19 protein-coding genes are annotated in these 26,453 nt (G+C 53.7%); 5 read left to right on the top strand and 14 right to left on the bottom strand.

Annotation, left to right across the window (positions count from 1 at the left end; genetic code table 11):
• Positions 1–5: 5 nt before the first annotated feature.
• Together serB and IXC47_RS05435 are read left to right on the top strand one after the other, a co-directional pair.
• Positions 6–851, top strand: a complete 846-nt coding sequence (serB, locus tag IXC47_RS05440; protein ID WP_175626659.1) for a phosphoserine phosphatase SerB — start codon at positions 6–8, stop codon at positions 849–851.
• A 98-nt stretch (positions 852–949) separates the two neighbouring features.
• Complete coding sequence (locus IXC47_RS05435; protein WP_195874940.1) at positions 950–1,309, top strand: DUF4870 family protein; 360 nt, start codon at positions 950–952, stop codon at positions 1,307–1,309.
• 56 nt (positions 1,310–1,365) lie between these two features.
• On the opposite strand, the gene IXC47_RS05430 is transcribed toward IXC47_RS05435, so the two are convergent.
• From IXC47_RS05430 to IXC47_RS05385, 10 genes are all read right to left on the bottom strand, one after another.
• The gene (locus IXC47_RS05430; protein WP_195874939.1) at positions 1,366–2,364 is read right to left on the bottom strand and encodes an ABC transporter ATP-binding protein; all 999 of its coding nucleotides are present in this window, start codon (positions 2,362–2,364) and stop codon (positions 1,366–1,368) included.
• Positions 2,361–3,422 carry an ABC transporter ATP-binding protein gene (locus tag IXC47_RS05425; RefSeq protein WP_195874938.1) on the bottom strand — a complete coding sequence of 354 codons (1,062 nt, stop codon included), beginning with the start codon at positions 3,420–3,422 and terminating at the stop codon, positions 2,361–2,363. The genes IXC47_RS05430 and IXC47_RS05425 overlap by 4 nt, the downstream gene beginning before the upstream one ends.
• A complete protein-coding gene (locus IXC47_RS05420) occupies positions 3,419–4,315 on the bottom strand; it encodes an ABC transporter permease (protein WP_195874937.1) in 897 nt (298 codons plus the stop codon). The genes IXC47_RS05425 and IXC47_RS05420 overlap by 4 nt, the downstream gene beginning before the upstream one ends.
• 2 nt (positions 4,316–4,317) lie before the next feature.
• Positions 4,318–5,268 carry an ABC transporter permease gene (locus tag IXC47_RS05415; protein WP_195874936.1) on the bottom strand — a complete coding sequence of 317 codons (951 nt, stop codon included), beginning with the start codon at positions 5,266–5,268 and terminating at the stop codon, positions 4,318–4,320.
• Positions 5,269–5,330: 62 nt separating this feature from the next.
• Positions 5,331–6,938, bottom strand: coding sequence for an ABC transporter substrate-binding protein (locus IXC47_RS05410; RefSeq protein ID WP_195874935.1), 1,608 nt, complete (start codon positions 6,936–6,938; stop codon positions 5,331–5,333).
• A gap of 328 nt (positions 6,939–7,266) precedes the next feature.
• Complete coding sequence (locus IXC47_RS05405; protein WP_195874934.1) at positions 7,267–8,439, bottom strand: cystathionine beta-lyase; 1,173 nt, start codon at positions 8,437–8,439, stop codon at positions 7,267–7,269.
• A 19-nt stretch (positions 8,440–8,458) separates the two neighbouring features.
• Complete coding sequence (locus tag IXC47_RS05400) at positions 8,459–8,956, bottom strand: hypothetical protein (protein WP_195874933.1); 498 nt, start codon at positions 8,954–8,956, stop codon at positions 8,459–8,461.
• A complete protein-coding gene (rimO, locus tag IXC47_RS05395) occupies positions 8,953–10,314 on the bottom strand; it encodes a 30S ribosomal protein S12 methylthiotransferase RimO (RefSeq protein WP_195874932.1) in 1,362 nt (453 codons plus the stop codon). Before rimO ends, IXC47_RS05400 begins: the two co-directional genes overlap by 4 nt.
• Before the next feature lie 101 nt (positions 10,315–10,415).
• Positions 10,416–10,988 (bottom strand): polyhydroxyalkanoate synthesis repressor PhaR, encoded by a 573-nt coding sequence (phaR, locus tag IXC47_RS05390; RefSeq protein ID WP_012079253.1) that lies wholly within the window; start codon positions 10,986–10,988, stop codon positions 10,416–10,418.
• A 181-nt stretch (positions 10,989–11,169) separates the two neighbouring features.
• The gene (locus IXC47_RS05385; protein ID WP_195874931.1) at positions 11,170–12,792 is read right to left on the bottom strand and encodes a PHA/PHB synthase family protein; all 1,623 of its coding nucleotides are present in this window, start codon (positions 12,790–12,792) and stop codon (positions 11,170–11,172) included.
• Positions 12,793–12,861: 69 nt separating this feature from the next.
• On the opposite strand from IXC47_RS05385, the gene IXC47_RS05380 reads away from it, so the two are divergent.
• Positions 12,862–13,104, top strand: coding sequence for a hypothetical protein (locus tag IXC47_RS05380; RefSeq protein WP_195874930.1), 243 nt, complete (start codon positions 12,862–12,864; stop codon positions 13,102–13,104).
• Between the two features lie 11 nt (positions 13,105–13,115).
• Here IXC47_RS05380 and pgeF read toward each other — a convergent pair whose 3' ends face one another.
• Entirely contained in the window at positions 13,116–13,868 is a 753-nt protein-coding gene (gene pgeF / locus IXC47_RS05375) for a peptidoglycan editing factor PgeF (RefSeq protein WP_175626647.1), read from the bottom strand.
• A gap of 198 nt (positions 13,869–14,066) precedes the next feature.
• Here pgeF and IXC47_RS05370 point away from each other — a divergent pair, with 198 nt between their 5' ends.
• Complete coding sequence (locus IXC47_RS05370) at positions 14,067–14,588, top strand: hypothetical protein (RefSeq protein ID WP_195874929.1); 522 nt, start codon at positions 14,067–14,069, stop codon at positions 14,586–14,588.
• Between the two features lie 35 nt (positions 14,589–14,623).
• On the opposite strand, the gene IXC47_RS05365 is transcribed toward IXC47_RS05370, so the two are convergent.
• Positions 14,624–15,604 (bottom strand): RluA family pseudouridine synthase, encoded by a 981-nt coding sequence (locus IXC47_RS05365; RefSeq protein ID WP_230089407.1) that lies wholly within the window; start codon positions 15,602–15,604, stop codon positions 14,624–14,626.
• A gap of 92 nt (positions 15,605–15,696) precedes the next feature.
• Here IXC47_RS05365 and IXC47_RS05360 point away from each other — a divergent pair, with 92 nt between their 5' ends.
• On the top strand, positions 15,697–16,494 hold the full coding sequence (locus tag IXC47_RS05360) for an outer membrane protein assembly factor BamD (protein WP_195874928.1): 798 nt from the start codon (positions 15,697–15,699) through the stop codon (positions 16,492–16,494).
• Between the two features lie 66 nt (positions 16,495–16,560).
• Here the strand turns inward: IXC47_RS05360 and IXC47_RS05355 are convergent, their stop codons facing one another.
• Both IXC47_RS05355 and IXC47_RS05350 read right to left on the bottom strand, forming a co-directional pair.
• On the bottom strand, positions 16,561–24,639 hold the full coding sequence (locus IXC47_RS05355) for a beta strand repeat-containing protein (protein ID WP_195874927.1): 8,079 nt from the start codon (positions 24,637–24,639) through the stop codon (positions 16,561–16,563).
• Positions 24,640–24,691: 52 nt separating this feature from the next.
• Positions 24,692–26,449 carry a peptidase domain-containing ABC transporter gene (locus IXC47_RS05350; protein WP_195874926.1) on the bottom strand — a complete coding sequence of 586 codons (1,758 nt, stop codon included), beginning with the start codon at positions 26,447–26,449 and terminating at the stop codon, positions 24,692–24,694.
• Between the last annotated feature and the right edge of the window lie 4 nt (positions 26,450–26,453).

Here is a 26,453-nt window from a genome sequence, read left to right as displayed (position 1 = left end):
GACTTATGAATCTGATCCTGCAAGGCCTCAGCACTCAACGCCACATCGTCGAACAAATCGCCGAGTTGGCACGCCCGCGCTCTATCGTTGCGATCGGCGAGCACGCTTACCGCTGCCTGGACTGCAGCTATAACGATGAAGTGAAGTCACAAATCGATATCGCAGCCTGGGCCGCCAAACTGGATTACGCCTTCATCGAACGCAGCCGCTCGCTATCCGATTTCAAGCTGGTCGCGATGGATATGGATTCCACGTTGATCACCATCGAGTGCATCGATGAAATCGCGGATATGCAAGGCCTGAAGCCGCAAGTCGCAGAAATCACCGAAGCTGCGATGCGTGGTGAACTGGAATTCAAGGAAAGCCTGACACGCCGCGTCGCCCTGCTCCAAGGGCTGGACGCCAGCGCCTTGCAACGTGTCTATGACGAGCGTTTGCAGCTATCGCCTGGTGCAGAAAAGATGTTGCAGGGCTTGCAGGCGCTCGGCATGAAAAGCCTGCTGGTGTCCGGTGGCTTCACCTACTTCACCGACCGTATGAAGCAACGCTTGCAACTCGATTACACACATTCGAACCAACTGGAAATCGTCGACGGCAAGCTGACCGGTAAAGTCATAGGCGGCATCGTCGATGGCGAAGAAAAGAAACGGACAGTAGAACGCGTGTGCCAGGAAACGGGTATCTCACCGGAACAGACTATCGTCATGGGCGATGGCGCGAACGACCTGAAGATGATGAGCATTGCAGGTCTGTCAGTCGCCTTCCGTGCCAAACCGGTGGTCCGCGCACAGGCAGACATCGCGTTGAACTTCGTCGGACTGGACGGCATCCTCAACCTGTTTCACAAGTAAGTACGTAAGTAAATGCGTATCAGCTCGCAAAAGTTGATACAAGGAACTTTGTAGTCAGCAAGCCATCTTATTGCAGTGCATATTAATAAGGACTCGCCATGAACCAAAATCTCGTTTTAGACAGTTCATTGCGATCCGCAAAGAACCTTGCCTGGTGGCTATATCTGGGCCACGCAGCCAGCCTGGTGTTTTCGCTGGGCTTATTTTCCTTCATCCCACTCATCATCAACTACGTCAAACGGGCAGACTCCGCCAATACCTTTGTCTACAGCCATCATGGCTGGCAAATCCGCTCCTTTTGGTGGTATCTCGTATGGATGACAGTAGGTTGCCTGCTTTACGTCACCATCATAGGCATACCGGCTGCCTTCCTCTTGTGGACCGTAGCGTGGATATGGAAACTGTATCGCCTGATCAAGGGCATAGTCGACCTGAACGACAACAAGCCCATGCCATGAAGGCATAGCCCATAAAAAAAGCGTCCGTATGGACGCTTTTTTTTTACCGGCCCTGCTTATGCAGTGGCTAGTTCAGTCTCCTCCTTCAGCAAAGGTAATACCGGGTTCCAGCAAGCCAGACGTTCGCCATTGACTGACATCACTTGCGGTTTCTCGCTAGCGCATTGTTGCCGTGCATTGCTGCAACGTGGCGCGAAGCTGCAGCCCGGCGGCAAGGCCGACAAATCCGGCGGTGAGCCCGGCACCGCGAGCAAAGGCTTGCCGCGATTCTCGGTACTCACTGTGGATGCCAGCAAACCCGCCGTGTATGGATGACGCGGACTATGCACGATGCCAGCCACCGTATTCTCTTCGACGATACGACCACCGTACATCACGGCTATTTTGTCTGCGACTTCAACCGCTGCGCCTATATCGTGCGTAACAAAAATCACCGACATCCCGGTTTCCTTTTGTAGCTCACGCAATAGCAACAGGATCTGAATTTGCACGGTCGCATCCAGCGCCGTGGTCGGCTCATCCGCCAGCAAAAGCTTGGGCTTGCATGCGAGTGCCAGCGCGATCATGGCGCGTTGACGCATGCCACCAGACAGCTCATGCGGATACGCATCGTAGCGGCGACGCGCTTGAGGTATCTGCACCCGTTCCAGCATTTGCAAGGCGCGTTGCATCGCGCCACGATGATCCAGCGCTTCATGTGCACGTATCGCTTCAGTGATCTGCTGCCCTATGGTGTAGACCGGATCGAACGCCAGACCCGGCTCCTGAAATACCATCGAAGTTGTACCACCGCGATACGCATCCAGCTCACGGCCTTTCAATGCCAGCACATCCATGCCATCCACTTCCATGCTGCCGCTGATACGGGTAGTACGCAGCGGATGCAGACGCAGCAGCGTGCGCAGGGTCACACTCTTGCCGGAACCGGATTCGCCCAGCAAACCCAGCACTTCCCCAGCCTGCAAATCAAAGCTGATCTTATCCAAAGCATGCGCGCGACGATTACCGACAAACTCCACCGTCAAGTCACGTACCGATACCAAAGGCTTGCTCATGCTGCCACCTCCATCAAGGTTTGCTTGTGACCAGACTCCGGATCATTCATATGGCAGGCCACGGTATGCGCCGCATTGCCATCTGCCGCTATCAACGCAGGTACCTGCGCCGCGCATATTGCTTCTGCATGCGGGCAACGTTCACGGAATCGGCAACCGCTGGGCGGATTGATCGGGTTGGGCGGATCGCCACTGAGCGGCGTATGTTGCGTGCGGTTGGCCGGGTCCATAGATGGCACCGCAGACAACAGGGCACGCGTATAAGGATGACGCGAGTTGCCGTAGATATCTTCGACCGGACCCATCTCTACCACCTGCCCCATATACATCACCATCACTTCATCGCTGATGTAATGCACTACGTGCAAGTCATGCGAGATGAAGAGATAAGTCAGGTCATGCTCCGCCTTCAATTCCTGCAGCAGGTTCAATACCTGCGCCTGTACCGATTTATCCAGTGCTGCGACCGCTTCATCCAGGATCACCAGACGCGGCTCGAAAGCCAGTGCGCGCGCGATGTTGACGCGCTGACGTTGGCCTCCGGACAACTCATGCGGATAACGTGAGGCGAATAACTCAGGCCTGAGCCCTACACGTGCCAGCAAGGCATGCGCACGTTCGGTAGCCTGAGTTTTCGAAACACCGTGTGCCTGCGGACCGTAAGCGACCGTCTCGCTAATTGTCAGGCGCGGATTGAGTGAAGCAAAAGAATCCTGAAACACCATTTGCAGGTTGCGCCGGAATTCCTTGAATTCGAGGCCACCGAATTCAGCTACGCCTTCACCGTCGAAAATCATGTTGCCGCTATCAGGTGTAAGCAGGCGTGCGATCAGGCGTGCCGTGGTCGACTTGCCACAGCCGGATTCACCGACGATGCCCAGGGTCTTGCCCTTGGCGACCGAGAAGCTGACACCATCGACTGCGTGCACGAATTTGCGTTCGCGCTGGAACAGTTCGCCGCGCACCGGGAAGTACTTTTTCAAATCCTTGATCATCAACAGTGGCTGCGCAGGGCCGCCTTTATCTGTTGAAGCCAGGCTTACAGTTTCTTGTTTCATCGGCGTATATCCATAGCAGAGCGCACGCCATCAGCCAACAGGTTAAAGCCGATGGACGTGATAAAAATCAGCAAGCCCGGCAAAGCCGCGACCCACGGATTACGGAAGATGGCCGAACGCAAGGTGTTCAGCATCAGTCCCCATTCAGGCTCTGGCGGTTTGACGCCCAGGCCGAGGAAGGACAAACCTGCCGCCAGAATCATGCTGACGCTGAGCAAACCGGTCGCATACACAAACACCGGCCCCAGCACATTGCCCAGCACGTGCACGCGGATAATCGAGAACGCACTCGCGCCGCTCATGCGTGCCGCTTCGATGTAATCGAGCTTGCGTACTTGTGTGGTGACACTCTCCGCTACGCGCACTACCTGTGGCACGAAGACCAGCGTCAGCGCGAGTATGCTGTTCGTCATGCCTGGTCCCAGCGCGCCGGAGATGGCGACTGCCAGCAACACCGACGGGAAGGCATAGAACACGTCCAGCACGCGCATGATGACCATGTTCACGCGTCCACCGACATAGCCCGCCAGCAAACCGATAGATGTACCGATACCGAAGGCTGCCAGCACCGGCGTCACGCCCATCAGCAAGGACAGACGACCACCGTACATCAGGCGACTCAACATATCGCGCCCCAATTCATCGGTACCGAGCAGATAGCCTTCGCTACCTATCGGCAGCAAGCGTCGTATCATGCTGCCCTTGTACGGGTCCATCGGTGCCAGCCACGGCGCAAACACCGCCGCACATACAATCAGGAACACCACCAGCGCTGCCGTCATCGCGACCGGATCGCGCATCAGCTGGCGCAAGACCTTGCTCCAGTAACCGCGTGCCGGTGTCGGTAAAACGGGAACCGCGACCTGCGGTGCAAAATTCAAAGAGTAAGCCATAGTCAACGTCCCATACGTGGATCAAGCAGCGGTTGCAGGATATCGACGATCAGATTCAAGCCGACAAAGAACATGCACAGCACCAGGATCGTGCCTTGCAGCAGCGGCATGTCGCGCTGAAAGATGGCAGTGTTCAGCAGGAAGCCGGTACCCGGCCACGCGAATACAGTTTCGACCAGGATGGAACCGCCCATCAGGTAACCGATCTGCAAGCCAGCCACTGCAAGCACGGTTGGTGCCGTGTTCTTTGCGATGTGACGGAAGATGGCGCGATTGCTCAGGCCGCGTGCACGCAGGGCAATCACGAATTCCTGTTCCAGCATATCGGCTACCAGTGCCCGCACGGTACGCGTGATGATGCCCATAGGAATCACCGCCAGCGTGACCGCAGGCAATATCAAATGCCGTATATGTTCGTAATCCCACAGCCACTCGGACGAGCCGCCGGGCCCTGCACCCATCGCCGGGAACCAGCCCAGCCAGATGGAAAAAATAATCGTTAATACCAAACCCAGCCAATAGTGCGGCACACTCACGCCTATGACTGACAGAAAGGTCGCAATGCGGTCTATCCAGCCACCATGCCAATAGCCGGCCAGCGCACCCAGCACACAACCGAACAACACACCGATGAAGCCGGCAATCCCGGCCAGCAACAAGGTATTACTAACCGCGCTCATGACTTCGGTCACCACCTGGCGACCAGATGCAATCGAGGTACCCAGATCACCCTGCACCGCACGTGCCAGCCACATGCCGTACTGCACCGGTACCGGCTTATCCAGGCCATAAGCACTCTTCAGTGCGGCGATCACATCCGCAGGCGCATCGGCCGGAGCGATCGCATTCAGGGGATCGCCAGGTGCCAGATACACCAGCATGAAAGACAAGATCGTCACGCTCAGCGCAATCGGAATTGCATACAGCAAACGCTTCAAAATATAGGAAAACATGGACAACTCTCAGTGATACAGAAAGGGTGGACGAGGCGCGAGCGCCCCGCCCTTCACGCTTGTTACATACGGATCGTGGTCAGATCCTGGAACCAGTGTTGAGCCTGGATAAAGCCCTTCACTTTTGGCGAAATCACGTGCGGATTGACGTCATGTACTACCCACAGCATCAGGGCATCATCAACCATCGCCTGGTGCACTTGCGCCAGCAATTTGTCCTGCACCTTGACGTCGAAGGTGGTGCGGATCTGATCCAGTTCAGCATCTACTTTCGGATTCGACCAGCCACCCCAGTTCACGCCGTTCGGTGCGACATAACGGCTGTCAGCAAAACGGGTGAGCGCATAGAACGGGTCAGCCGTTACGTAACCAAGGTTGATCGCAGTGATGCCTTTGCCTGCGTTGATATCGCCCTTGGCGCCACTACGCCAGTGCAGGTACAGGGTTTCCAGCTCCACTACTTCAAACTGCACCTGGATGCCGATTTCCGCGAGACTTTGCTGGATGTATTCATTCATAGGCAAGGACAACATCTGACCTGTACCACCTTGTGCAATCACGATCTTCGCTTTCAGTGGCTTGCTTGGGCTGTAACCGGCTTGTGCCATCAGGGCACGTGCCGCAGCGAGGTCATACTTGATTTTGAATGTCGGTTTGCCGAACCATGGGCTGGTCGGATCGAGCTGGCCATAAGCAGGCACTGCCAGGCCATTCATCAATGCCACAATGCCGCTGCGATCGACTGCCAGGTTGGCTGCTTTACGCACACGGATATCGGTCCATGGCGAACCAGGCTGGGTGCTGAAGTGGTAAGGCCAGACGTGTGGTGTCACGTTGGTCACCAGTTTGAAGCCCGAGCTTTTCAGTTGCGGCAGGACATCTGGTGGTGGCGTTTCGATGATGTCGACCTGGCCATTCAGCAAGGCATTGGCGCGGGTCAGTGCATCAGGGATAGGCAACAGGATCACGCGATCGGTTTGTGCCAGGCGCGACTTGTCCCAGTAACCTGCATTCTTGACCAGTTCAGCACGCTCACGCGGTACCAGTTTGTCCAGTTTGAATGGGCCGGTACCGGATGCTTGCGACGCAAACTTATTCCAGTCGCGACCGACCTTTTCCCATTGCGCCGGGCTGGAGATCAGGAACCATGGCAATTGGTAAGGGAACAGTGCATCGACTTCCTTGGTCGTGATTTCTACCGTGTTGTCATTCACCTTGCGATACGAAACGATGGAAGGAATACGCGGACGTACTTGCGCACTTTGCTTGGCATCGAACTGCGGTGCCTTGTCGTTCAGCACCTTGTCCAGATTCCACACTACGGCGTCTGCCTTGAAGTCGGAACCGTCATGGAATTTCACGCCCTTGCGCAGCGTGAACAACCATTTCTTTTGATCTTTGGGATCAACCTTCCATTCAGTTGCCAGACCCGGAATCAGCTTGCCCGGACGTGTGCCGATATTCGCTTCCCATGCGATCAGCGGATCATAAATTGTGTGACCTGTGAATTGATAAGCACCAGCTCCGCGATCCGGCTGGCCTGTAGTCAGCGGAATATCCGCCATCGAGATCCCGTAACGTGCCACTGTTTCGGCATGTGCCCCCGAATGCAGTGCCAGCGCGACCGGAACCACCATCAACCATCGTGCAATCCATTTATCCAACGCCATAAAAATCTCCCAGTAAATACGCCACCAAAACTATGTGACATGCCAGAGATAAGCACGTGGCATGCCAACCCTTGTTTACGCGGGAGATTGCACTCTGATCAGTGTGCTAAGCCCTTCATTACACTGAGCAATTTCCGTACTCGCCGGAAATCGGCCATTCAGCCGTCAGCGCGCAATCCTGATGCGCCGCTTTGAGCAGGCGATCACAAAATTGCTCTATCTTGGGGGCGTGCTTTGGTGCAAGAATGCACAGGGGATTAAATGGATGCGCACAATAAAAAAGCACCCGTTTGGGTGCTCGTTGTACTGCCGTAGTTCGTAGGCCTGGCTATGCCTGCATCGCCTTGAACGCCTGCTCGATATCGGCGATCAAGTCTTGCGGATCTTCCAGCCCTATATTCAGGCGCACCAGTTGTCCCTGGTGCGGCCAGTTCTGCCGCATATGCTGCATGCGATACGGTACCGCCAGGCTGTGTACCCCGCCCCAGCTAAAACCGATTTTGAAAAGTTGCAGGCTATCGACAAAGCGATCAGTCTGCGCTTCGCTGTAGCACGCATCGAAGACAACCGAGAACAAACCACCGGCCCCGCTGAAGTCACGCTGCCACAGCGCGTGTCCCGGACAATCCGGCAAGGCCGGATGCAGGACCGCAGCGATCTCAGGACGTGCCTGCAACCAGGCAGCCACGGTACGCGCTGCCGCATCATGCGCTTCGAAGCGTAGCTTCATGGTTGGCAAGCTGCGCAAGACCAGATACACGTCATCCGCCGCCACGCCGAAGCCGAGGCGCATATGCGCGGTTTCCAGCTTCTGGTTCAGCGCCTTGTCTTGTGTAATCACCGCACCCATCAACACATCCGAGCCACCGGACTGATATTTGGTCAGGGCTTGCATGATGATGTCCACACCCAGCTCGAAGCCGCGCAAAGCGAGACCGGCAGACCAGGTATTGTCCAGCGCGACCAGTACGCCCTTGGCGTGCGCAGCGCGGCAGATCGCAGGCAGGTCCGGCACTTCCATCGACACCGAACCCGGCGCTTCAGTCCAGATCAGGCGTGTATTCGACTGGATCAGGTCAGCGATGTCGCCACCTATCAGCGGATCGTAATAACGTGCCGTGATACCGAAATCCTGCTGCAGCCAGTTGGCCAGTTCGCGGTTCGGGTTATAGACGTTATCCGGTATCAGTACATCGTCACCGCTTTTGAGAAAAGCAAAATCCACGAGGGCAATTGCTGCCAGGCCACTCGGCGCGAGCACACAGTGCTTGCCGTCTTCTATCGCTGCGAGTCGTGCTTCCAGCGTAAAGGTGGTCGGCGTGCCGTGCAACCCGTAGGTGTAGGCGTTCTTATCCTGCCAGTTGCGCGAGCGCATGCTGGCGACATCCTTGAACAGGACCGTCGATGCATGATGGATGGCTTGCGGTAGTGCGGAGAATCCGTCCGGAGCGCGATAGTCATTGTGGATCAATGCCGTCTGTAACGTAGGTCGGTCAGTCACGCGCGCTCCCGGAGGTGAATTATGGTTTGGCAGTATTGCTTGCGGCTTTCTTGGCAGCGTGCGCTGGTGCAGCAGGCTTTTGCACGACGGCTTTCAGCGTAAATGGTTTGGTGATCGTGCCATCGGCGGACATCCAGCTACCCACCAGACTATCGCCTTCCAGCTTGCCATCCCATTGACCGGAAATGTTGGTGCCGTTTTCCGACTCTTCCATGAAGAGCTGGTCACCTTCGATTTCACCAGCCAACAGAATCTTGTGCGAGTTACCAAAGATGAAGTATTCACCTTCTATGCCTTCATCGATATCTGCTTTCAGACGGATATTGACTTGCACATTGATGTCGCCGACCACGCCACGAAAAAATACCGGTTTGTGGAACAGCGCTGGCACGTTGGTGCCTGGTGCAGGTGCTGTTTGCGACGCTGGTGCATTACCTTGTGCAGCGATTTGTGCAGATACGCCAGTGCTGACAGCAGCCAGCGCAATCAGGGTACTCAGTAAAACTTTTTTCATCATGCTTCGGCCCACAGGTCATGTGCATCGGCGCCGGTGATTTTGACGTCGATGAATTCACCTACTTTCAATTTCAGATGCGGTTCATACGGCGGCTTGACGTAGACCACGCCGTCGATTTCCGGTGCATCAGCAGCCGAACGTGCAACGCCGCCATTGCGATTGACTTCATCCACCAGTACACGCATGGTCTTGCCGACTTTGGCTTGCAGACGCTTCTTGGAAATTTCTTCCTGCAGCAACATGACACGGCCACGACGCTCTTCGCGCACTTCTTCCGGCACTGCATTCGGCAGGTCATTCGCGGTCGCGCCCTCTACCGGCGAATAGGCAAAACAACCGAGGCGGTCAATTTCGGCTTCTTTCAGGAAGTCGAGCAAGTATTCGAATTCGGCATCAGTCTCGCCAGGGAAACCAGCGATAAAGGTGGAACGTATCGTCAGGTCCGGGCACATCGCGCGCCAGGCCTGGATGCGTTCGATATTCTTTTCGCCACTGGCGGGACGCTTCATACGCTTCAGGACATCCGGATGCGCGTGCTGCAGCGGCACGTCGAGGTAAGGCAGGATCTTGCCTTCGGCCATCATAGGAATGATGGCATCCACGTGCGGGTATGGATAAACGTAGTGCAGGCGGACCCATGCACCGTATTGCTTGGCCAGTTCGCCCAGCGCTTCGACCAGTTGCGTCATATGAGTTTTGACCGGCTTGCCGTTCCAGAAACCCATGCGGAATTTCACATCCACGCCATACGCGCTGGTGTCTTGTGAAATCACCAGCAATTCCTTGACGCCTGCCTTGAACAGGTTCTCGGCTTCCAGCATGACATCAGCGATAGGACGCGATACCAGGTCACCGCGCATAGACGGGATGATGCAAAAACTGCAACGATGGTTGCAACCTTCGGAGATTTTCAGATAGGCAAAATGCTTGGGCGTCAGCTTGATACCCTGCGCCGGCACCAGATCGATGAACGGTGCATGCGGCTTGGGCATGTGTTTATGTACCGCATCCATGACTTCGCCCAGTGCGTGCGGGCCGGTGACGGCCAGTACTTTCGGGTGGACTTTCTGGATGATGTCGTCGCCGTCAGCGTCTTTCTTTGCACCGAGGCAACCTGTGACGATGACTTTGCCGTTTTCATTCAACGCTTCGCCGATGGCGTCCAGCGATTCCTGCACGGCGGCATCAATGAAGCCGCAGGTATTGACGATCACCAGATCTGCGCCGTCATAAGACTTGGCAGTGTCATAACCTTCAGCGCGCAGCTGGGTAAGGATTTGTTCTGAGTCGACCAGGGCTTTCGGACATCCGAGGGAAACGAAGCCGATTTTGGGAGTTACTTGTGTAGCGTTGGTCATGGCTGAGGCGGGCAAAAAGCTGGCATTAAAAGCGAAGCCGCTATTGTACCCTTTTGCCCGCCACGCCCGCCACTCGGCATGATGCGAGCGGCAGTAAGGTCTTACTTGTTGTTTTTATCGCCAGGCGGAGGTGCTGGCGGTGCAAACGGGAAAGCGCCGAACATGTTTTTCGACTGGGTCTGCATTTGTTCCTGCATTTGTACGAACAGGCTTTTGCTTTGCTCGATGTAGTTGCTCATCATGCCTTGCATGATAGGGCCTTGCACATTCATGAACTGTGTCCACATCTCCGGACTGAAAGGCTTGCCTTCGTACAGGTCCTTGGAGTTTTCGGTCAGCTTGTTCTGGATGTCGATGAAAGCCTGGATGTTTTTTTCCAGATAGGAGCCCATCATGCCCTGCATCGCATGGCCGTAGTAACGAATGATTTGCGATAAGGCAGCGCTGGAGAACATAGGAGAGCCGTTAGCTTCCTCTTCCAGGATGATCTGCAACAGGATGCTACGCGTCAAATCTTCATCAGTCTTAGCATCGAGCACGGAGAACTGCTCGCTATCCAGCACCAACTGTTTGACATCGGCGAGCGTAATGTAAGAACTCGTTTGCGTGTCATACAGACGACGGTTTGGATATTTCTTAATCAAGCGCTCGGAGATTTTTTTTGTACTCGTCATCAGTCATCCCAACTTATTGCGTCACGACGCGTTTATATCAATCGACCCAAAAAGAGCCAACGGAGTCTACCTCGACATTTCATTATAGTGCGAAAAAACAAAGGTTTACGCAACATTACGCGACACCTTGACCTACCTCAAGAAGTACGATTTTCCATTGCGGCTACGCTGCGGCGGCTATTTACGCAGCTTTTGCCTTCACATAACGGCCTGGCGCGGCCTCTATCGGTTTGAATTTGGCATTGCCCAGTTTGCTCCTGGCCTTCACCTGCTTGCCGGAATGACCAGCCAGGAATTCGGTCCACGCAGGCCACCAGCTACCCGCCACTTCTTGCGCGCCCGCCAGCCATGACAAGGCGTCCAGCCCGTCCTGCACATCATTGACCCAGTACTGGCGACGACTTTTGCCCGGCGGATTGATGACGCCTGCAATATGCCCGGCCGCGCCGAGTACGAAACGATTCTGCTGCGGTTTTTTGCAGTTCAGGATGTTGACTGATTCATATGCACTGGTCCACGGCACGATGTGGTCTTCGCGCGAACCGTAGATAAAACTCGGTGCATCGATTTCGCGCAAATCGATGGGCTTGCCACCCAACATGAATTTGCCGAATTGCTTGAGGTTGTTTTCCAGATAGGTATTGCGTACGTACCAGCAATACATGGGGCCAGGCAAATTGGTGCTGTCGGCATTCCAGTACAGCATGTCGAACGGCGCTGGATTTTCACCTTTCAGGTAATTCGACGCGACATAATTCCAGATCAGTTCATTCGAGCGCAGGCTGGCGAAAGCGGCATTGAAGTCCAGCCCTTTCATCAAACCACCGCTGCCTATCTCTTGCTCGATTTCCTTAATCTTGCCCTCATCGATATACACATCAAGGATGCCGGTATCGGAGAAGTCGAGGAAGGTAGTCAATAAGGTCAGGCTGGCCGCTGGTTCTTCGCCCCGCGCACTCGCCAGCGCCAGTGCATTGGTCAGCATGGTGCCACCTACACAAAAGCCCAGCACATTGATTTTTTTCTGGCGTGTGATGGCTTGCGCCACATGCATGGCCTGCAGCACGCCTTCTTCTATGTAGTCGTTCCAGGTCGCATGCGCGATCGAGGCATCGGCATTGCGCCATGAAATCAGGAATACCGTATGTCCCTGCTCGACTGCATAACGTACGAAGGAGTTATGTGCCTGCAAGTCGAGTATGTAGAATTTATTGATACATGGCGGAACCAGCAACAAAGGGCGCTCGTAAACGGTATCGGTCAGTGGCTTGTATTGCAGCAACTGAAACAAGTCATTTTCAAACACCACCGCGCCTTCGGTGATCGCCACGTTGCGCCCTACTTCAAACGCAGTTTCATCGCTCTGCGAGATGCGCCCTTTTTGCATATCCTCGAACAAATGCTTGAGACCATTGGTCAGGCTCGCGCCTTTGGTCTCTATCAGCTTTTGTTGCGCTTCGGGATTGGAAAAGAGGAAGTTGGCCGGCGACATCGCGTTCACCATTTGCTCCACGGCGAAACGGACTTTTTGTTTGGCTTTGGGTGGCATCTGTACTGCATCTGCCATCGCCGCCAGGAATTTGGCATTCAGCAGATAGGCCGCTGCATTGAAGGCATGCATGGTGCTGGACTGCCAGGCCGGATCCGCAAAGCGCTTATCACGTAACGGCGGCACCTCTGAATTCAGCATCTGCTGCCATAAGGTCATGAACTGCTGCGCATAATCACTTTGCAATTGCGCTGCCACTGCCGGATCTATCCCCATGCCAGGCATGGCGTTCGGGGAAGATTGCTGCTGATTCATGCTCGCTCCTCGCTTTTCCGTCACTTTTTCAAGTATCTTTGCGGTTTCGAACCGTCGCCGCAGATATCTATGTACATCGTCGCCATCGCCTGGATCTACGTCGTCTTTATGATGGCGATTACAGAAACATCGGTCGTAGCCGGAATTATGACTTTTTTACTCTACGGTGTCTTGCCGGTAACGATTATTGTATACGTGATGGGTAGCGGACGACGCAAGCGCAAGCGTTATGCGCAGGAAATGCAACGCCGCGAGGAACTGCAAAAATCACAGGAAGTAGCGGCGAGTACGGAACGCCCGCCGGAAGCTTGAAAGAATAGGATTTAGCGCAACCAGATCAGGGCCGCCATGCGCCCTGTCACACCATCGCGCCGATAAGAGTAAAAACGCTGCGCATCACTGACCGTGCAGGCATTCCCCCCCGTGACCTTGTGCACACCCAGCCGTGCCAGCCGCTGGCGTGCCAATTGATAGATATCCGCCAGGTATTTTCCCGGTTTATCAGCGATAGGTTGGAACGCCTGCTCTGCTGCAGCGTCCTGCGCCACAAAAGCCTGCAACACATCCGCACCGACTTCAAATTGCTGCGGCCCGATCGCCGGCCCCAGCCATGCATGCAAAGTCTCGGCACCCGCCGCGCGCATCTGCGCCACCGTGTTATCCAGCACGCCTGCAGCCAGGCCACGCCAACCTGCATGGGCAGCACCGACCGCACGACCACCGGCATCGGCAAACAGCACCGGCAGGCAATCTGCCGTCATGATGGCGCACACCACACCAGCTTGTGTGGTGTAGCTGGCGTCGGCTTCCGGCGCACCGGATACCTGTGCTGCATCAACCACAGTCGTGCCGTGCACTTGTGTCAGCCAAGCCGGTTCGGCTGGTAGCTGGCGCCGGATTTGCGCACGGTTGTGTTCCACATGCGCCAGCACATCACCGACATGCAGGCCCAGGTTCAAACCACCACCGCCCTGCCCGTCATCGTAAGGCGCAGTACTGATCCCACATGGCCGTGTGGTTGCCAGTGCGCCTGTGTGCGGCAGCGAGGTGCCCCATTGCGGGAGTATCAATTCCATAGTCGGCGTGCTTTCAATTACGTTTGATGATGCGAAGTACTGATCGAAGTGCGTATTTTACGCAATGTCGCAACTTCACTACGAGCGAGTATGTGTAGCCGCATTCGAGAGCTTTCCTGTTGGTTCAGCAATAGCCACGCCAGACAATCCCACTCACCCGCACCAGGCACTTATTCCCAGCGTTAACGATTGCAAATAATGGAAACACTTGAAGCACTGCGTCTGCGCATACAAGCATGCCGGCGCGACTCCAGATGGAAGAGCAACACCTTATCTGACATAGCCTTTTCCCTGGACAACCTGACCTTGGCTATCCCCGTCATTCCCAATGAAATATTCCTGATTTATAGCGAAATACTGAGCGACGCCGTACTGGGAGAAAAACCACATACCGCCAGCTTCATCCCTGCGCTGTTCAGTGACTTTGACAAACTGTCCGACGCGCAACAGGACGCCTTACTGGATATCTTGATCCAACACGCATCACTTTATCGTAGCCAGATAATGCAATTCTCTGTGGGCGACATCATTGCCAGAAAGTACCCTTGCGATATCGCTATCCAGGCATTCAAAAAGATGTGGGAATCCCACAATCTGCACGCCCGGAATATCGCACATTTTGGTGCGAATGTACTCTCGCTGACCCTGCCCAGGGAAGGCAGCGAACGCAACGCGCTGCGCCGTCTGGATCACATAATGAAAATGGGCTCACCATCGTAAATAGTGAGCCCATCCTTGATCACGACATGCGTCGATCAATACGTTTTAATGCCGGCCCGCTCTACCAGTTCAGCAAAGTCCTGCGGCAACTCTGTTTCCCATTCCAGCTGCTCGCCACTGACCGGATGGATCAGGCCGAGACGACGTGCATGCAGTGCCTGGCGTGGAAATGCTGTCATCAAATGCTGCTTGCCATACAAGGCGTCACCGACCAGTGCAAAACCTATCGATTGCATGTGCACGCGAATCTGATGCGTACGGCCGGTTTCAAGGCGACATTGCATCAGGCTGACCGGACGGCCATCCAGCATGCCAGTCGCCAGTCGCTGGTAATGCGTGATCGCCGGTTTGGCGGTCAGGTTTTCCGATACCGCCATCTTGATGCGGTCACGTGCATGGCGACCGATGGAAGCATCTACCTTGCCGGTAATATTTGGCGTACCCCAAACCAGCGCCAAGTACTCCCGCTTCACAGTGCGTGCCTGCAGTTGGCGCACCAGGTCGGTATGCGCGATCAGGGTTTTGGCGACCACCATCAGACCGCTGGTGTCTTTGTCCAGGCGATGCACGATACCGGCACGTGGCACACCGGAAATTGATGGCAAATAATGCAACAAGCCATTCAGCAAGGTGCCAGACCAGTTACCGGCAGCCGGATGTACTACCAGGCCGTACGGTTTGTTGATCACCAGAATTTCACTGTCTTCGTGCACGATGGCCAGATCCATCGCTTCCGGCTTGAAAGCCTGCTCTTCAGGCGCAGGTTGCGGGTAGATGACGACCTTTTCATCGCCATACACCGTCATTTTCGCGCGGGCAACTTCGCCATCCACGCTGACATGGCCGCCATCTATCCATTGCTGCATGCGGCTGCGGGAATACTGCGGAACCAGGGTGGAAAGCACCTTGTCCAAACGGACGCCACATACTTCAGGACCTAATTCCAAGGCGATCGGCGGCAGTTCCAGCGCCAGATCGTCGCCATCATCCACGCCCTCCAGATCACTTTCAGGCATGGTTTTATTCAAAATCGGTGTTTCGGTTGGTATCACTACAAGTCCCATCGGCTATAATCATTCATTGTCTAGCGGCATTCTCGCGAAATCTCATGCAAAAACCAATGCTAAAAATTACCATCGTCGCTCTCGCCTTCCTACTGTCCGCATGTAGCCTCACACCTGACAAATTCGACGAGACCAAAAACTGGTCTCCGTCCAAATTATACTCGGAGGCTCGTGAAGAGATGACAGTAGGTGACTACACCAAGGCCATCTCGCACTTCGAAAAGCTGGAATCCCGTTATCCATTCGGCACCTACGCCCAGCAAGCACAGATGGAAATCGCCTACGCCTACTATCGCCAGGGCGACCAGCCGCAGGCTTTGGCTGCTGTGGAGCGCTTCATCAAACTGCACCCGGATCATCCTAACGTCGACTACATGTACTACCTGCGTGGTCTGATCAACTTCAACGATAAAGTCAGCATTTTTGACTTTGTATCGCGCCAGGACCCGACCGAACGTGATCCGAAAGCAGCGCGTGAAGCATTTGATTCGTTCAAATTGCTGACCGAACGTTTCCCTGACAGCAAATACACGCCGGATGCAACCGCACGCCTGGCCTACCTGATCAATACCATGGCGCAATACGATGTACACGTAGCCAATTACTACTACCGTCGTGGTGCGTACCTGGCAGCAGCCAACCGTGCACAAGCCGCAGTGAAGAACTATCAGGGTGCACCAGCAGTAGAAGGCGCACTGTATGTAATGATCAAATCCTACGATGCGCTCAACCTGCCAGAACTGCGCGACGATGCCGAGCGTGTGATGAAGAACAACTTCCCTGACAGCGTCTACTTCCGCGGTGGTCCCCAAAAAGATAATCCTTGGTGGAAAGTCTGGTAATCAGTTCAATACTCAAATAAAAAAGCCTCGCATTGCGAGGCTTTTTTGTTGCGCAAGGAAAGTATCTTAAGCGTACAGGAAATTAATACGCGCCACTTCCGTGGTATTGCTCGCGTCGTAAAAAGCAAAGTAACCATTACCTGCTACGGCATTACCTGATACTTTCAACGTGTCGCCTCCATCCATTCGAACGGTAAGCTGGTTATTCACGCCCATATTAATGACATCCTGCGCAGTAAACGTCAGGGTCGTAGATACACTATCCCGCACGTCCAGCGTGGTAATGCCACTTGCCTTATAGGTATTTTGTGAGGGACCGGCCAGGAAGGTAGTCATATTCAGGTTTGCCAGCAAGCCATCTATCCTCAAGGTATCCGCGCCATCACCGCCGGTAATATGATCCACATTGGCAATCGTGGAGCCGTCTGCACCAACCTTGACCCAGAAGAGATCATCGCCGGCACCACCGATCAGCGTATTGTGGCCGCCTAAACGTCCGTCTAGTGTGTCGTTGCCGGCACCACCATCGAGAATATTGGTAGTGTTGATACCAAGCGCTGTCAAAATATTGGCAAAACCATCACCGGTCAGATTGCTATCAACAAATGCACTACCGGTTAAATTGTCGATGGATATATAACGATCACCATTCGCATCACCGCCGGTACCCTGGCCGGTGAGCAGGTTGGCCACGATAGGCTGGCCGGTCGAAAACTGATAACTTACCGTATCGTTACCGCCAGTGCCTCCATTAAAATTATTGGCAGCCGCACTTGCATAAAACAGATCGTTGCCGGCGGTTCCGATGACGTTTTCTATACTCACATAGCTATCACCTTGCGCATAGCCACCTGTACCAGTGCCATTAAACAAGTTAACCGTCACCCCCACTTGTCCAGAAGCAGAATAATCAACTGTATCACTGCCGGCACTGCCACCGTTAAAGACACTGGCAATATTGTTAGCGACAAAAGTATCGTTATGTGCACTGCCCACCACATTCTGGATACCCACATACTCATCACCGGCAGCGAATCCAAATGAACCGAATCCAGTATTCAGATTAACCGTCACGCCTGCATCTGAATATTGATAATTAACGGTATCAACACCTCCATTCCCGGTAAATTTATTCGCTTCACTACTTGCGTAAAATATATCGTTGGACGTACTGCCGATGACATTCTGAATGCCTGAGAAAGTATCGCCATAGGCTTCGCTACCGATAGCCGAACCAATCGCATTACCGTTGAATAAATCGATAGTCACGCCGAAACTGGAACCAGCATAGTTAATCGTATTATTTGTCCCCAGGCCATACATTTTGTCGGCCCCCAAACCACCGGTCAGTATCGAACCGCCCGCCGCTAAACCAGTCAGGGTATCGTCGTAATCAGAGCCCGTCAGGTTTTCAATGCGAATGTAGACGTCGCCTGTGGCATTTCCTGATGAACCCACCGTGGTATTCAGATTCGCAATGACGGCACCGTTAGAGCCGGCATAACTGACCGTATCGTTACCACCCAAGTTATCTGTACCGCCAGTACCACCGTCAAAAATATTGACCTTGGAATTGCCGATAAAGGTATCGTTGAGGGAACTGCCAATCACATTATCGATATTGGTCAAGGTATCGCCTGCCGCATGGCCATTAGCGCCGACACCTGTCAATAGATTGACCGTCACACCCACGTCGGAGCCGGCATAGCTTGCATAGGTATTGGCACTGTTGGCCGCAATACCAATCAGCGTATCGTTACCCAGTCCACCTGTCAGTACGGTCCTGCCGGTTGAGGCACCAATCAATGTGTCATCGCCTTTACCACCGATCGCATTCTGGATATTGGTATAGGTATCGCCCGCTGCGAAGCCGCCACTGCCGGTATTTGCAGCAACGCCACTCACTGATTGTGAAGACAGATTGACCTTCACAGCAACACTCTGTCCAGCATAGCTGACTGTATTCGAGCCGCCACCGCCGTCGAAATTATTCGCTACAGCACTGGCAATGAAGGTATCGTCACCGCTACCACCAGTCGCATCCTGGATGCTGATATATTTATCGCCCTCCGCATTGCCGCCCAGGCCGGTACCTGCTATCAGGTCAATCGTCAGATTGGCCGTATCGCCAGCATAGCTGACGCGGTTATGCAGCGTACCACCACCACCATCGAATATATTTGCAACACTGCTGCCATAGAATAAATCGTCGAACAGGCTACCCGTGACATTCTGGATGTTCGTATAAGCATCGTTATTCGCATAACCACCGCTACCACGCAAACTCGCCACACCGTTTTGCGTCACCGCACTCAGGTTGACAATCACACCCACATCCGAAGCGCCGTAGTTCACCGTGTTGACGCCACCACCACCATCAAAAATATTCTCCGCTGCGCTTGCTATAAACGTGTCATTCCCCGAAGTACCGGTGACGTCCTGGATATTGATATAGGTATCGCCAGCAGCCTCGCCCAGCGAACCGCGACCTGCGTTCACACCCAATATCGCCTTGTCGGAGAGATTGACAATAATGCCGGTACCCGATGCCGCATAGCTGACACGGTTATGCAGTGTTCCACCGCCGCCATCAAAGGTATTGACCGAGTTATTGGCAAAGAACACGTCATCAAACAAAGTACCGGTCACATTGCTGATGGCAACATACCTGTCATTATCTGCATCACCACCCACGCCACGACCTATACCGACGCCTTCCAGTACTGCATTCGACAAATTGACTTTAACGCCGGCCGTCGATGCCGCATAGCTGACCGTATCGATACCACCATTACCGGTGAAGGTATTGACTGCGGCACCGCCAATAAAAGTATCGTTACCCGTACTGCCGATAACGTTCTGGATATTGGTGTAGGTATCGCCAGCTGCGTAGTTACCACTACCGGTATTCGACGCCACACCACCCACTGTTTGCGATGACAGGTTGACTGTTACGCCGCCAACAGACGATGCATAGCTCACCGTATTGGAACCGCCACCGCCATCGAAATTATTTTCTGCCAGGCTCGCTACGAAGGTGTCGTTGCCGCTACCGCCAGTCGCATCCTGGATATTGATGTAGGTGTCGCCGGCTGCATTACCGTTTAAACCTTTCCCAGCATTCGCGCCTGAAGCTGTCTTATCCGACAAATTGATAACCAGGTCAACGGTATCGTTGGCATAGCTGACGCGGTTATGCAGCGTACCACCACCACCATCGAATATATTTTCGACACTGCTGCCATAGAATAAATCGTCGAACAAACTACCCGTGACATTCTGGATGTTCGTGTAGGCATCGTTATTCGCATAACCACCGCTACCACGCAAACTCGCCACACCGTTTTGTGTCACCGCACTCAGGTTGACAATCACACCCACATCCGAAGCGCCGTAGTTCATCGTGTTGACGCCACCACCGCCATCAAAAACATTCTCCGCTGCGCTTGCTATAAACGTGTCATTCCCCGAAGTACCGGTGACGTCCTGGATATTGATATAGGTATCGCCAGCAGCCTCGCCCAGCGAACCGCGACCTGCGTTCACACCCAATATCGCCTTGTCGGAGAGATTGACAATAATGCCGGTACCCGATGCCGCATAGCTGACACGGTTATGCAGTGTTCCACCGCCGCCATCAAAGGTATTGACCGAGTTATTGGCAAAGAACACGTCATCAAACAAAGTACCGGTCACATTGCTGATGGCAACATACCTGTCATTATCTGCATCACCACCCACGCCACGACCTATACCGACGCCTTCCAGTACTGCATTCGACAAATTGACTTTAACGCCGGCCGTCGATGCCGCATAGCTGACCGTATCGATACCACCATTACCGGTGAAGGTATTGACTGCGGCACCGCCAATAAAAGTATCGTTACCCGTACTGCCGATAACGTTCTGGATATTGGTGTAGGTATCGCCAGCTGCGTAGTTACCACTACCGGTATTCGACGCCACACCACCCACTGTTTGCGATGACAGGTTGACTGTTACGCCGCCAACAGACGATGCATAGCTCACCGTATTGGAACCGCCACCGCCATCGAAATTATTTTCTGCCAGGCTCGCTACGAAAGTATCGTTACCGCTACCACCAGTCGCATCCTGGATGTTGGTGTAGGTGTCACCGGCCGCCATGCCGCCAGAACCACTACCTGCCGCCACACCCGATGCTGTCTTGTCAGACAAGTTAACAATAAGATCAGCGCTGTCGTTCGTATAGCTGACGCGATTATGTGTGCCACCACCGCCATCAAAGGCATTCGCTGCCGCGTTGGCGATGAAGGTGTCATTACCCAAACCGCCAGTGATGTCCTGGATATTGGTGTAGGTATCACCTTGTGCATTACCGCCCTGGCCAATCGCTCCGGCATTAAATAAATCAATCGTCAGATTTGCCGTATCGGTCGCATAGCTGACACGGTTGTGTGTACCGCCACCGCCATCGAAATTATTCGCAGCTGCGCTGGCAATAAAAGTGTCATTGCCGAGACCACCGGTAACGTCCTGGATATTGACGTAAGTGTCGCCTTCTGCATTTCCACCTATGCCTGCCACACCTGCATTCAACAAATCAATCGTCAAATCAGCCGTGTCGGTGGCATAACTAACGCGATTGTGCGAAGTGGCAGTGCTCACGCCACCATCGAAACGATTGACTGCGCCATTTGCAATAAACAAATCATCGCTGGCACTACCAACCACGTTTTGGATTGAAATGTAGCGATCATCTTGCGCATAACCGCCGGTACCCATACCCGTTAACAAGTTGACCGTCACACCACTATCCGAAGCAGCATAACTGACCGTGTTCGAGCCCAGTCCGCCATCAAAGGTGTTCGCCAGATTGCTGGCAACGAAGGTATCGTCGTAGCTGGTACCCGTTGCATTACGGATGCCGTCATAACGGTCACCTTCTGCATAACCACCGGTACCTACGCCTGCATTCAAATCTACCGTGACGCCATTACCGTCAGTCGCCTTGATATAGCTGACGGTATCCACACCACCGTTGCCGACAAAGGAGTTGGCAACATTATTAGCGATGAACAAATCATCGCTGGTGCTGCCTTTGACATTTTGGATATTGCTTAAGATATCGCCATCGGCATAGCCGCCAGTACCCGTACCGGTCACCAGATCTACCGTCACACCGACGTCCGAATACTCATAGCTGACCGTATTCGTACCCAGCCCGCCATTGAAGGCATTGGCTACATTGCTGGCGATAAAAGTGTCGTTGCCGCTACCACCGGTCGCATCCTGGATATTGAAGAATTTATCGCCATCAGCCAGGCTGCCTGCACCGGAACCCTGGCCATTCACCAGATCTACAGTCACGCCCACCGTATCGTTGGCATAGCTGACGCGGTTATGTGTACCACCGCCACCATCAAAAGTATTCGCAGCCGCGCTGGCGACAAACGTATCGTCAAAGCCGCTGCCGATAACGTTTTGGATGTTGATGAACTTATCGCCCTGCGCAAAACCACCGCTGGTACCGACGCCATTCGCATGGAACAGATCGACGGTAACAGCACCAGTGGTCGATGCACTGTAATCGACAGTATTGGAACCTGCGCCGCCATCGAATACATTGGCGGAATCATTGGCAACAAAGGTATCGTTGCCGCTACCACCGGTTACATTTTCAATATTCGCCAGCGTATCGCCTTCGGCCAGGCTGCCTGCGCCAGAACCTTGTCCTGTCACGAGATTGACAACGACACCTACGGTATCGGCTGCATAACTGACCGTGTCCACGCCGCCCAGGCCGTCAAAATTATCAGCACGATTGCTGGCGATGAATGTATCAGCGTAAGCACTGCCTATGAACTTATCTATATTCGTGTAACTGTTGGAGTAAGTCGGCAAGCTACCCGGAGTCGACGGATCTGCGGGTGCAGTTTCAATGCCGCCAACATTACGCGATGCGTCAACGATGATGCCGGACAAGGAGCGATCGTAGCTGACGGTGTCAAAGCCGCCAGCACCACCGTCAAATTTCACACTATTCGGGTCAGCAGTAAAGATGTCATCAAAAGAACTGCCGATGACACTTTGGATATTTTTATAAGTATCACCATCCGCAGTGCCACCGGTGCCTTCACCCCTATAAAAATCCACTTTCACGCCAGTTGCTGAACCCGCGTAGCTAACCGTATTTGTACCACCGCCGCCATCGAAGTTGTTTGCGGCGAGACTGGCGACAAAGGTGTCATTACCGGAACCACCGGTGACGTCCTGGATGTTGACATAGGTATCACCCGCCGCACTGCCACCAATACCTGCCGCACCCGGAGTGAGTAAATCTATCGTCAGATCAGCTGTATCGCCGGAGTAATTCACCAGATTATGTGCGCCACCTCCGCCATCGAACTTATTTGCAACATTGCTACCGACGAAAGTATCGTTGTAGTTGCTACCGACAACATTCTCAATGTTCGTGAAGGTCACATTCTGTGCATAACCACCGGTACCAGTACCGGTGGTCAGGTTTACCGTAACGGCTGCATTCGATGCGGAAAAATCTATCGTATCGTTGCCGGCAGTGCCACCATCCACGCCCTTGGTATTGGCACCAACAATAAAAGTATCATCATGTGTACTGCCGATTACCTTCTGGATATTATGCAGTGTATCGGTCCCGCCAAATCCATCCTGAGCGATTCCTGTATTCAGATCAACCCGCACACCCGAAGTCGAATTCGTATAGCCGACGGTATTGATATTTGGAACGACACCACCGTTCACACCGCCGACTATAGTATCGTTACCGGCGCCACCCTCGAAATAGGTATTGCCCTTGCCGCCGTATAACGTATCGTTACCGGTGCCGCCATACAGAGAATCGTTTGCATTACTGCCGTAGATCGTCGTACCTGCATTGTCACCGGCACGCACGACGTGCGCGACACCCTGCGCCGGCAATACCAATGCGCTTTCACCTGTTACCGGATTGGCATAGTTCAGATCGTCTGCAGTCGTTGCATCCTTAATCACAACCTGCCGCACGCTATTGAGTACTTGTATGCCCTCGGTCGTGATAACCGTCAGTTCAAAATTAAGTTTGAAATCCGCATGAATCGGCGCATTAGGATTAGGGGGGACCGTGTCATAACGCAACTCGATTCGATAATCCTTTGTATCTGGTGAAACCGGGATTTGATAAACGTTATTACCCAAAGACGTTGCGCCCACAATCGACACGCCGGGAGGCAGTATTGCCGTTATGGTCAGGCTTTGTACCTTGCCATCGCCGGTAATTTGCACATTGAGTATTTTGCTGAAAGTATTATCAGGCGTAGTTGGGTTCAATGGTGCCTGACCATTCGCCCAGATCTCATTAACGTCATTGCCGGCATTAATAATCTGCGGAGCAATCTGCGCGATATTCGAGGTATTTGTATCTGAATTGAACGCACTGCTGCCGCCGCTACCCTTCAGGATATTGCCATCTTGCGTAGTACCTATCGTGTTCACCAGATGCACGGAAAGCGCCGGCGCATTCGGTCCGATCACAAACTCCTGCGGTGTAACACCCGGACGTTCCGGCAATACCTGGGCGACAGGTTTGATCAATGGCTGCTGTTGCGAAGCCTGCCCTTCATAATTCGACTTGAAGTTATTAACCGGTGTTGCATTGCTTTGCACCACGTTCGCCAATTGCACCATCGCCTTGCTGATAGCGGAAATCGCCGCATTCGCCGCTTGCGCCTGTGCGGCCAGATCTTGTGCACCTTCCGTCTGGCGGTAGGATGCATCTTCCTGCATATTGCCGCGACCATCCGATTCTCGCGGCTCAGTACTCAAGACACGTGGCTGATCAAGTTTTTGCAAAGGAATGATGCCGACCTGATCCATCATATGGGCGGCACTGTCACGCCCATTGCTGAAGTCGACCATGACGCTATCATCCATCGCGCCTATCGCACCGCCCGCCAACACCAGTTTGGTCCCGTCGTTCAGATAGAGCACCATATCAACGTCGACGATGTGCACCTTGGCGATATCGCCCTTGCTGATTTTCAGTTGGAAATTGCCCTGCTGATCCGGTGTAACCACACGGATAGGCGCACCATTTTTATCCAGCGCTGGCTGGTTATTAGCAGATTTGGAAACAGGAGCGGTAGCCATCTGAGTGTCCCTTCATAGTGAGAGCCGGATTTCAACGGCCCGTCAAACTTGTTTACAGCAATATTTGAGCCCGTGGGCCATCGGCAACAATTTTGCCGTCATGAATTACGATGATGCGATCCATCTGCTTCAACAGCACCGGACTATGTGTTGCCACCACCAACGTACGCTTGGCTGCAAACGCGACCAGTCTTTCGATAATCTTGTTTTCCGTTCCCTGGTCGATACCAGTCGTCGGCTCATCCAGCAGCAATACATTCGGTACCGTCGCAATCGCACGCGCCAGTGCCACCATCTGGCGCTGGCCTCCCGACAGATTTCCCGGCGCCACCAGCAACTGGTCCAGCCGCAACTGACCGCCGGCCAATAGCTCATCCATGCACGATACATGCAATGCAGTCTGGTAAATCGATGTACTGATGGTGTTATCCACAAAAATATTGGAAGCCAGCGTGCCATCGAACAGGAAGGGATCTTGCGGTTTGTAGGCAATCGAACGCATGCGCACCTCTTGCGGATAAGCCGCAACCGAGATGCCATCCATCAAGACTTGCCCGGTATCCGGCGCATGCACTCCTGCGAGACAGCGCAGCAAGGTCGATTTGCCTGAACCGGAACGACCAACCAGACCTACCTTTTCACCAGGATTAATAACAAAGGAAATTTGTTTCAACATTGCTGGCTCACCCGGTTTGATACTAAAACCCAGGTTGGCTACCTGTATCTTTCCTTCTATTTGCTGCCGATCGACTTCATTCGTCGGATTTGTATTCGGTGCTTCTACAAATAATTCCTCAAACGAGGTACGTGCCTGTTTAAATGCATCGATACGTCCCAACACCATCGCGACTGAAGACAACATGGAAGCGGCACGACCGACCAGCATTGAAGAGGCAATCAATGCACCTACGGTAAGTGCATTGGCTTCCACCATATACACACCGACCACCAGGGTAGCCACGGTCATCAAGGTATAACCACTGGATGAAATCGTAAATCCGACGGAAGACCAGAAACGACTTTTTGCCTGCGTCACACCCGAATCTTCCGCATCCTTTGTGAAGAGTTCAAATACGCGCTTTTGCAAGGCCGAGGTCTTCAGCGTTTCTATGCCGTATACCAATCCAGCCAGTTTGTCGGTCTTCGTCGCGCCTACCATCATCGCGGTCCGTGCGTAGTCATTCGCTGGAATTTTGCACAGCAATTGCGCCGACACCAACAAAGCGCCGCCGACCAATACCACCCACACAATAGGCCCGCCTATCAAACCGATCGCCAGCAAATACAGCAACAGGAAAGGAAAATCGATGATGACCAGCATATAGTTTGACGACAATAAATCGCGTGCACCGGTGATATCGCGGTACTTTGCCAACACCACGCCGACCGGCCAGCTCACGCGTGCAGCGAGCAATTTCTTGACCACTGCCTGATCGAAATCGATATCGAACTTGCCAGCCAGTTGCTCGACATAGAAAGTACGTATCACGCGCAAAACAAATTCCAGCGCGAGGAAGAGCAACATGCCCAACGTCAGTGCCCACAAGGTATCCGGTATGTGATTACCGATTACCTTGTCGTACACCAGGCGCGAATACACCGGCAGCAACAGACCAAACAGATTGATCAGGAAACCGGCGACCACGATCTCTACCAGGCGCTTACCGTATGCCCGCAACATCGTGATGTACATCGGATCACGCGTGATCTCACTTAACGCCTCGCGCAACACGCCGACATCGCCCTGCGCCGGGGCGATGTTGTTGGCGGCCGGAATGGCTGCGTCAGGAAGATCGGGCAACTTGCTCATAAAC

The organism is Herminiimonas contaminans, assembly GCF_015645465.1.
GTDB classification, from domain to species: Bacteria; Pseudomonadota; Gammaproteobacteria; order Burkholderiales; family Burkholderiaceae_D; genus Oxalicibacterium; species Oxalicibacterium contaminans.
The sequence above is the reverse complement of the archived record's forward strand: the minus strand, read 5'-3'. Positions and strand labels throughout refer to the sequence as shown.

Coding starts and splice junctions, on each gene's coding strand:
- serB (WP_175626659.1), top strand. CDS start 6: ATGAATCTGATCCTGCAAGGCCTCAGCACTCAACGCCACATCGTCGAA.
- IXC47_RS05435 (WP_195874940.1), top strand. CDS start 950: ATGAACCAAAATCTCGTTTTAGACAGTTCATTGCGATCCGCAAAGAAC.
- IXC47_RS05430 (WP_195874939.1), bottom strand. CDS start 2,364: ATGAGCAAGCCTTTGGTATCGGTACGTGACTTGACGGTGGAGTTTGTC.
- IXC47_RS05425 (WP_195874938.1), bottom strand. CDS start 3,422: ATGAAACAAGAAACTGTAAGCCTGGCTTCAACAGATAAAGGCGGCCCT.
- IXC47_RS05420 (WP_195874937.1), bottom strand. CDS start 4,315: ATGGCTTACTCTTTGAATTTTGCACCGCAGGTCGCGGTTCCCGTTTTA.
- IXC47_RS05415 (WP_195874936.1), bottom strand. CDS start 5,268: ATGTTTTCCTATATTTTGAAGCGTTTGCTGTATGCAATTCCGATTGCG.
- IXC47_RS05410 (WP_195874935.1), bottom strand. CDS start 6,938: ATGGCGTTGGATAAATGGATTGCACGATGGTTGATGGTGGTTCCGGTC.
- IXC47_RS05400 (WP_195874933.1), bottom strand. CDS start 8,956: ATGATGAAAAAAGTTTTACTGAGTACCCTGATTGCGCTGGCTGCTGTC.
- rimO (WP_195874932.1), bottom strand. CDS start 10,314: ATGACCAACGCTACACAAGTAACTCCCAAAATCGGCTTCGTTTCCCTC.
- phaR (WP_012079253.1), bottom strand. CDS start 10,988: ATGACGAGTACAAAAAAAATCTCCGAGCGCTTGATTAAGAAATATCCA.
- IXC47_RS05385 (WP_195874931.1), bottom strand. CDS start 12,792: ATGAATCAGCAGCAATCTTCCCCGAACGCCATGCCTGGCATGGGGATA.
- IXC47_RS05380 (WP_195874930.1), top strand. CDS start 12,862: ATGTACATCGTCGCCATCGCCTGGATCTACGTCGTCTTTATGATGGCG.
- pgeF (WP_175626647.1), bottom strand. CDS start 13,868: ATGGAATTGATACTCCCGCAATGGGGCACCTCGCTGCCGCACACAGGC.
- IXC47_RS05370 (WP_195874929.1), top strand. CDS start 14,067: ATGGAAACACTTGAAGCACTGCGTCTGCGCATACAAGCATGCCGGCGC.
- IXC47_RS05365 (WP_230089407.1), bottom strand. CDS start 15,604: ATGCCTGAAAGTGATCTGGAGGGCGTGGATGATGGCGACGATCTGGCG.
- IXC47_RS05360 (WP_195874928.1), top strand. CDS start 15,697: ATGCAAAAACCAATGCTAAAAATTACCATCGTCGCTCTCGCCTTCCTA.
- IXC47_RS05355 (WP_195874927.1), bottom strand. CDS start 24,639: ATGGCTACCGCTCCTGTTTCCAAATCTGCTAATAACCAGCCAGCGCTG.
- IXC47_RS05350 (WP_195874926.1), bottom strand. CDS start 26,449: ATGAGCAAGTTGCCCGATCTTCCTGACGCAGCCATTCCGGCCGCCAAC.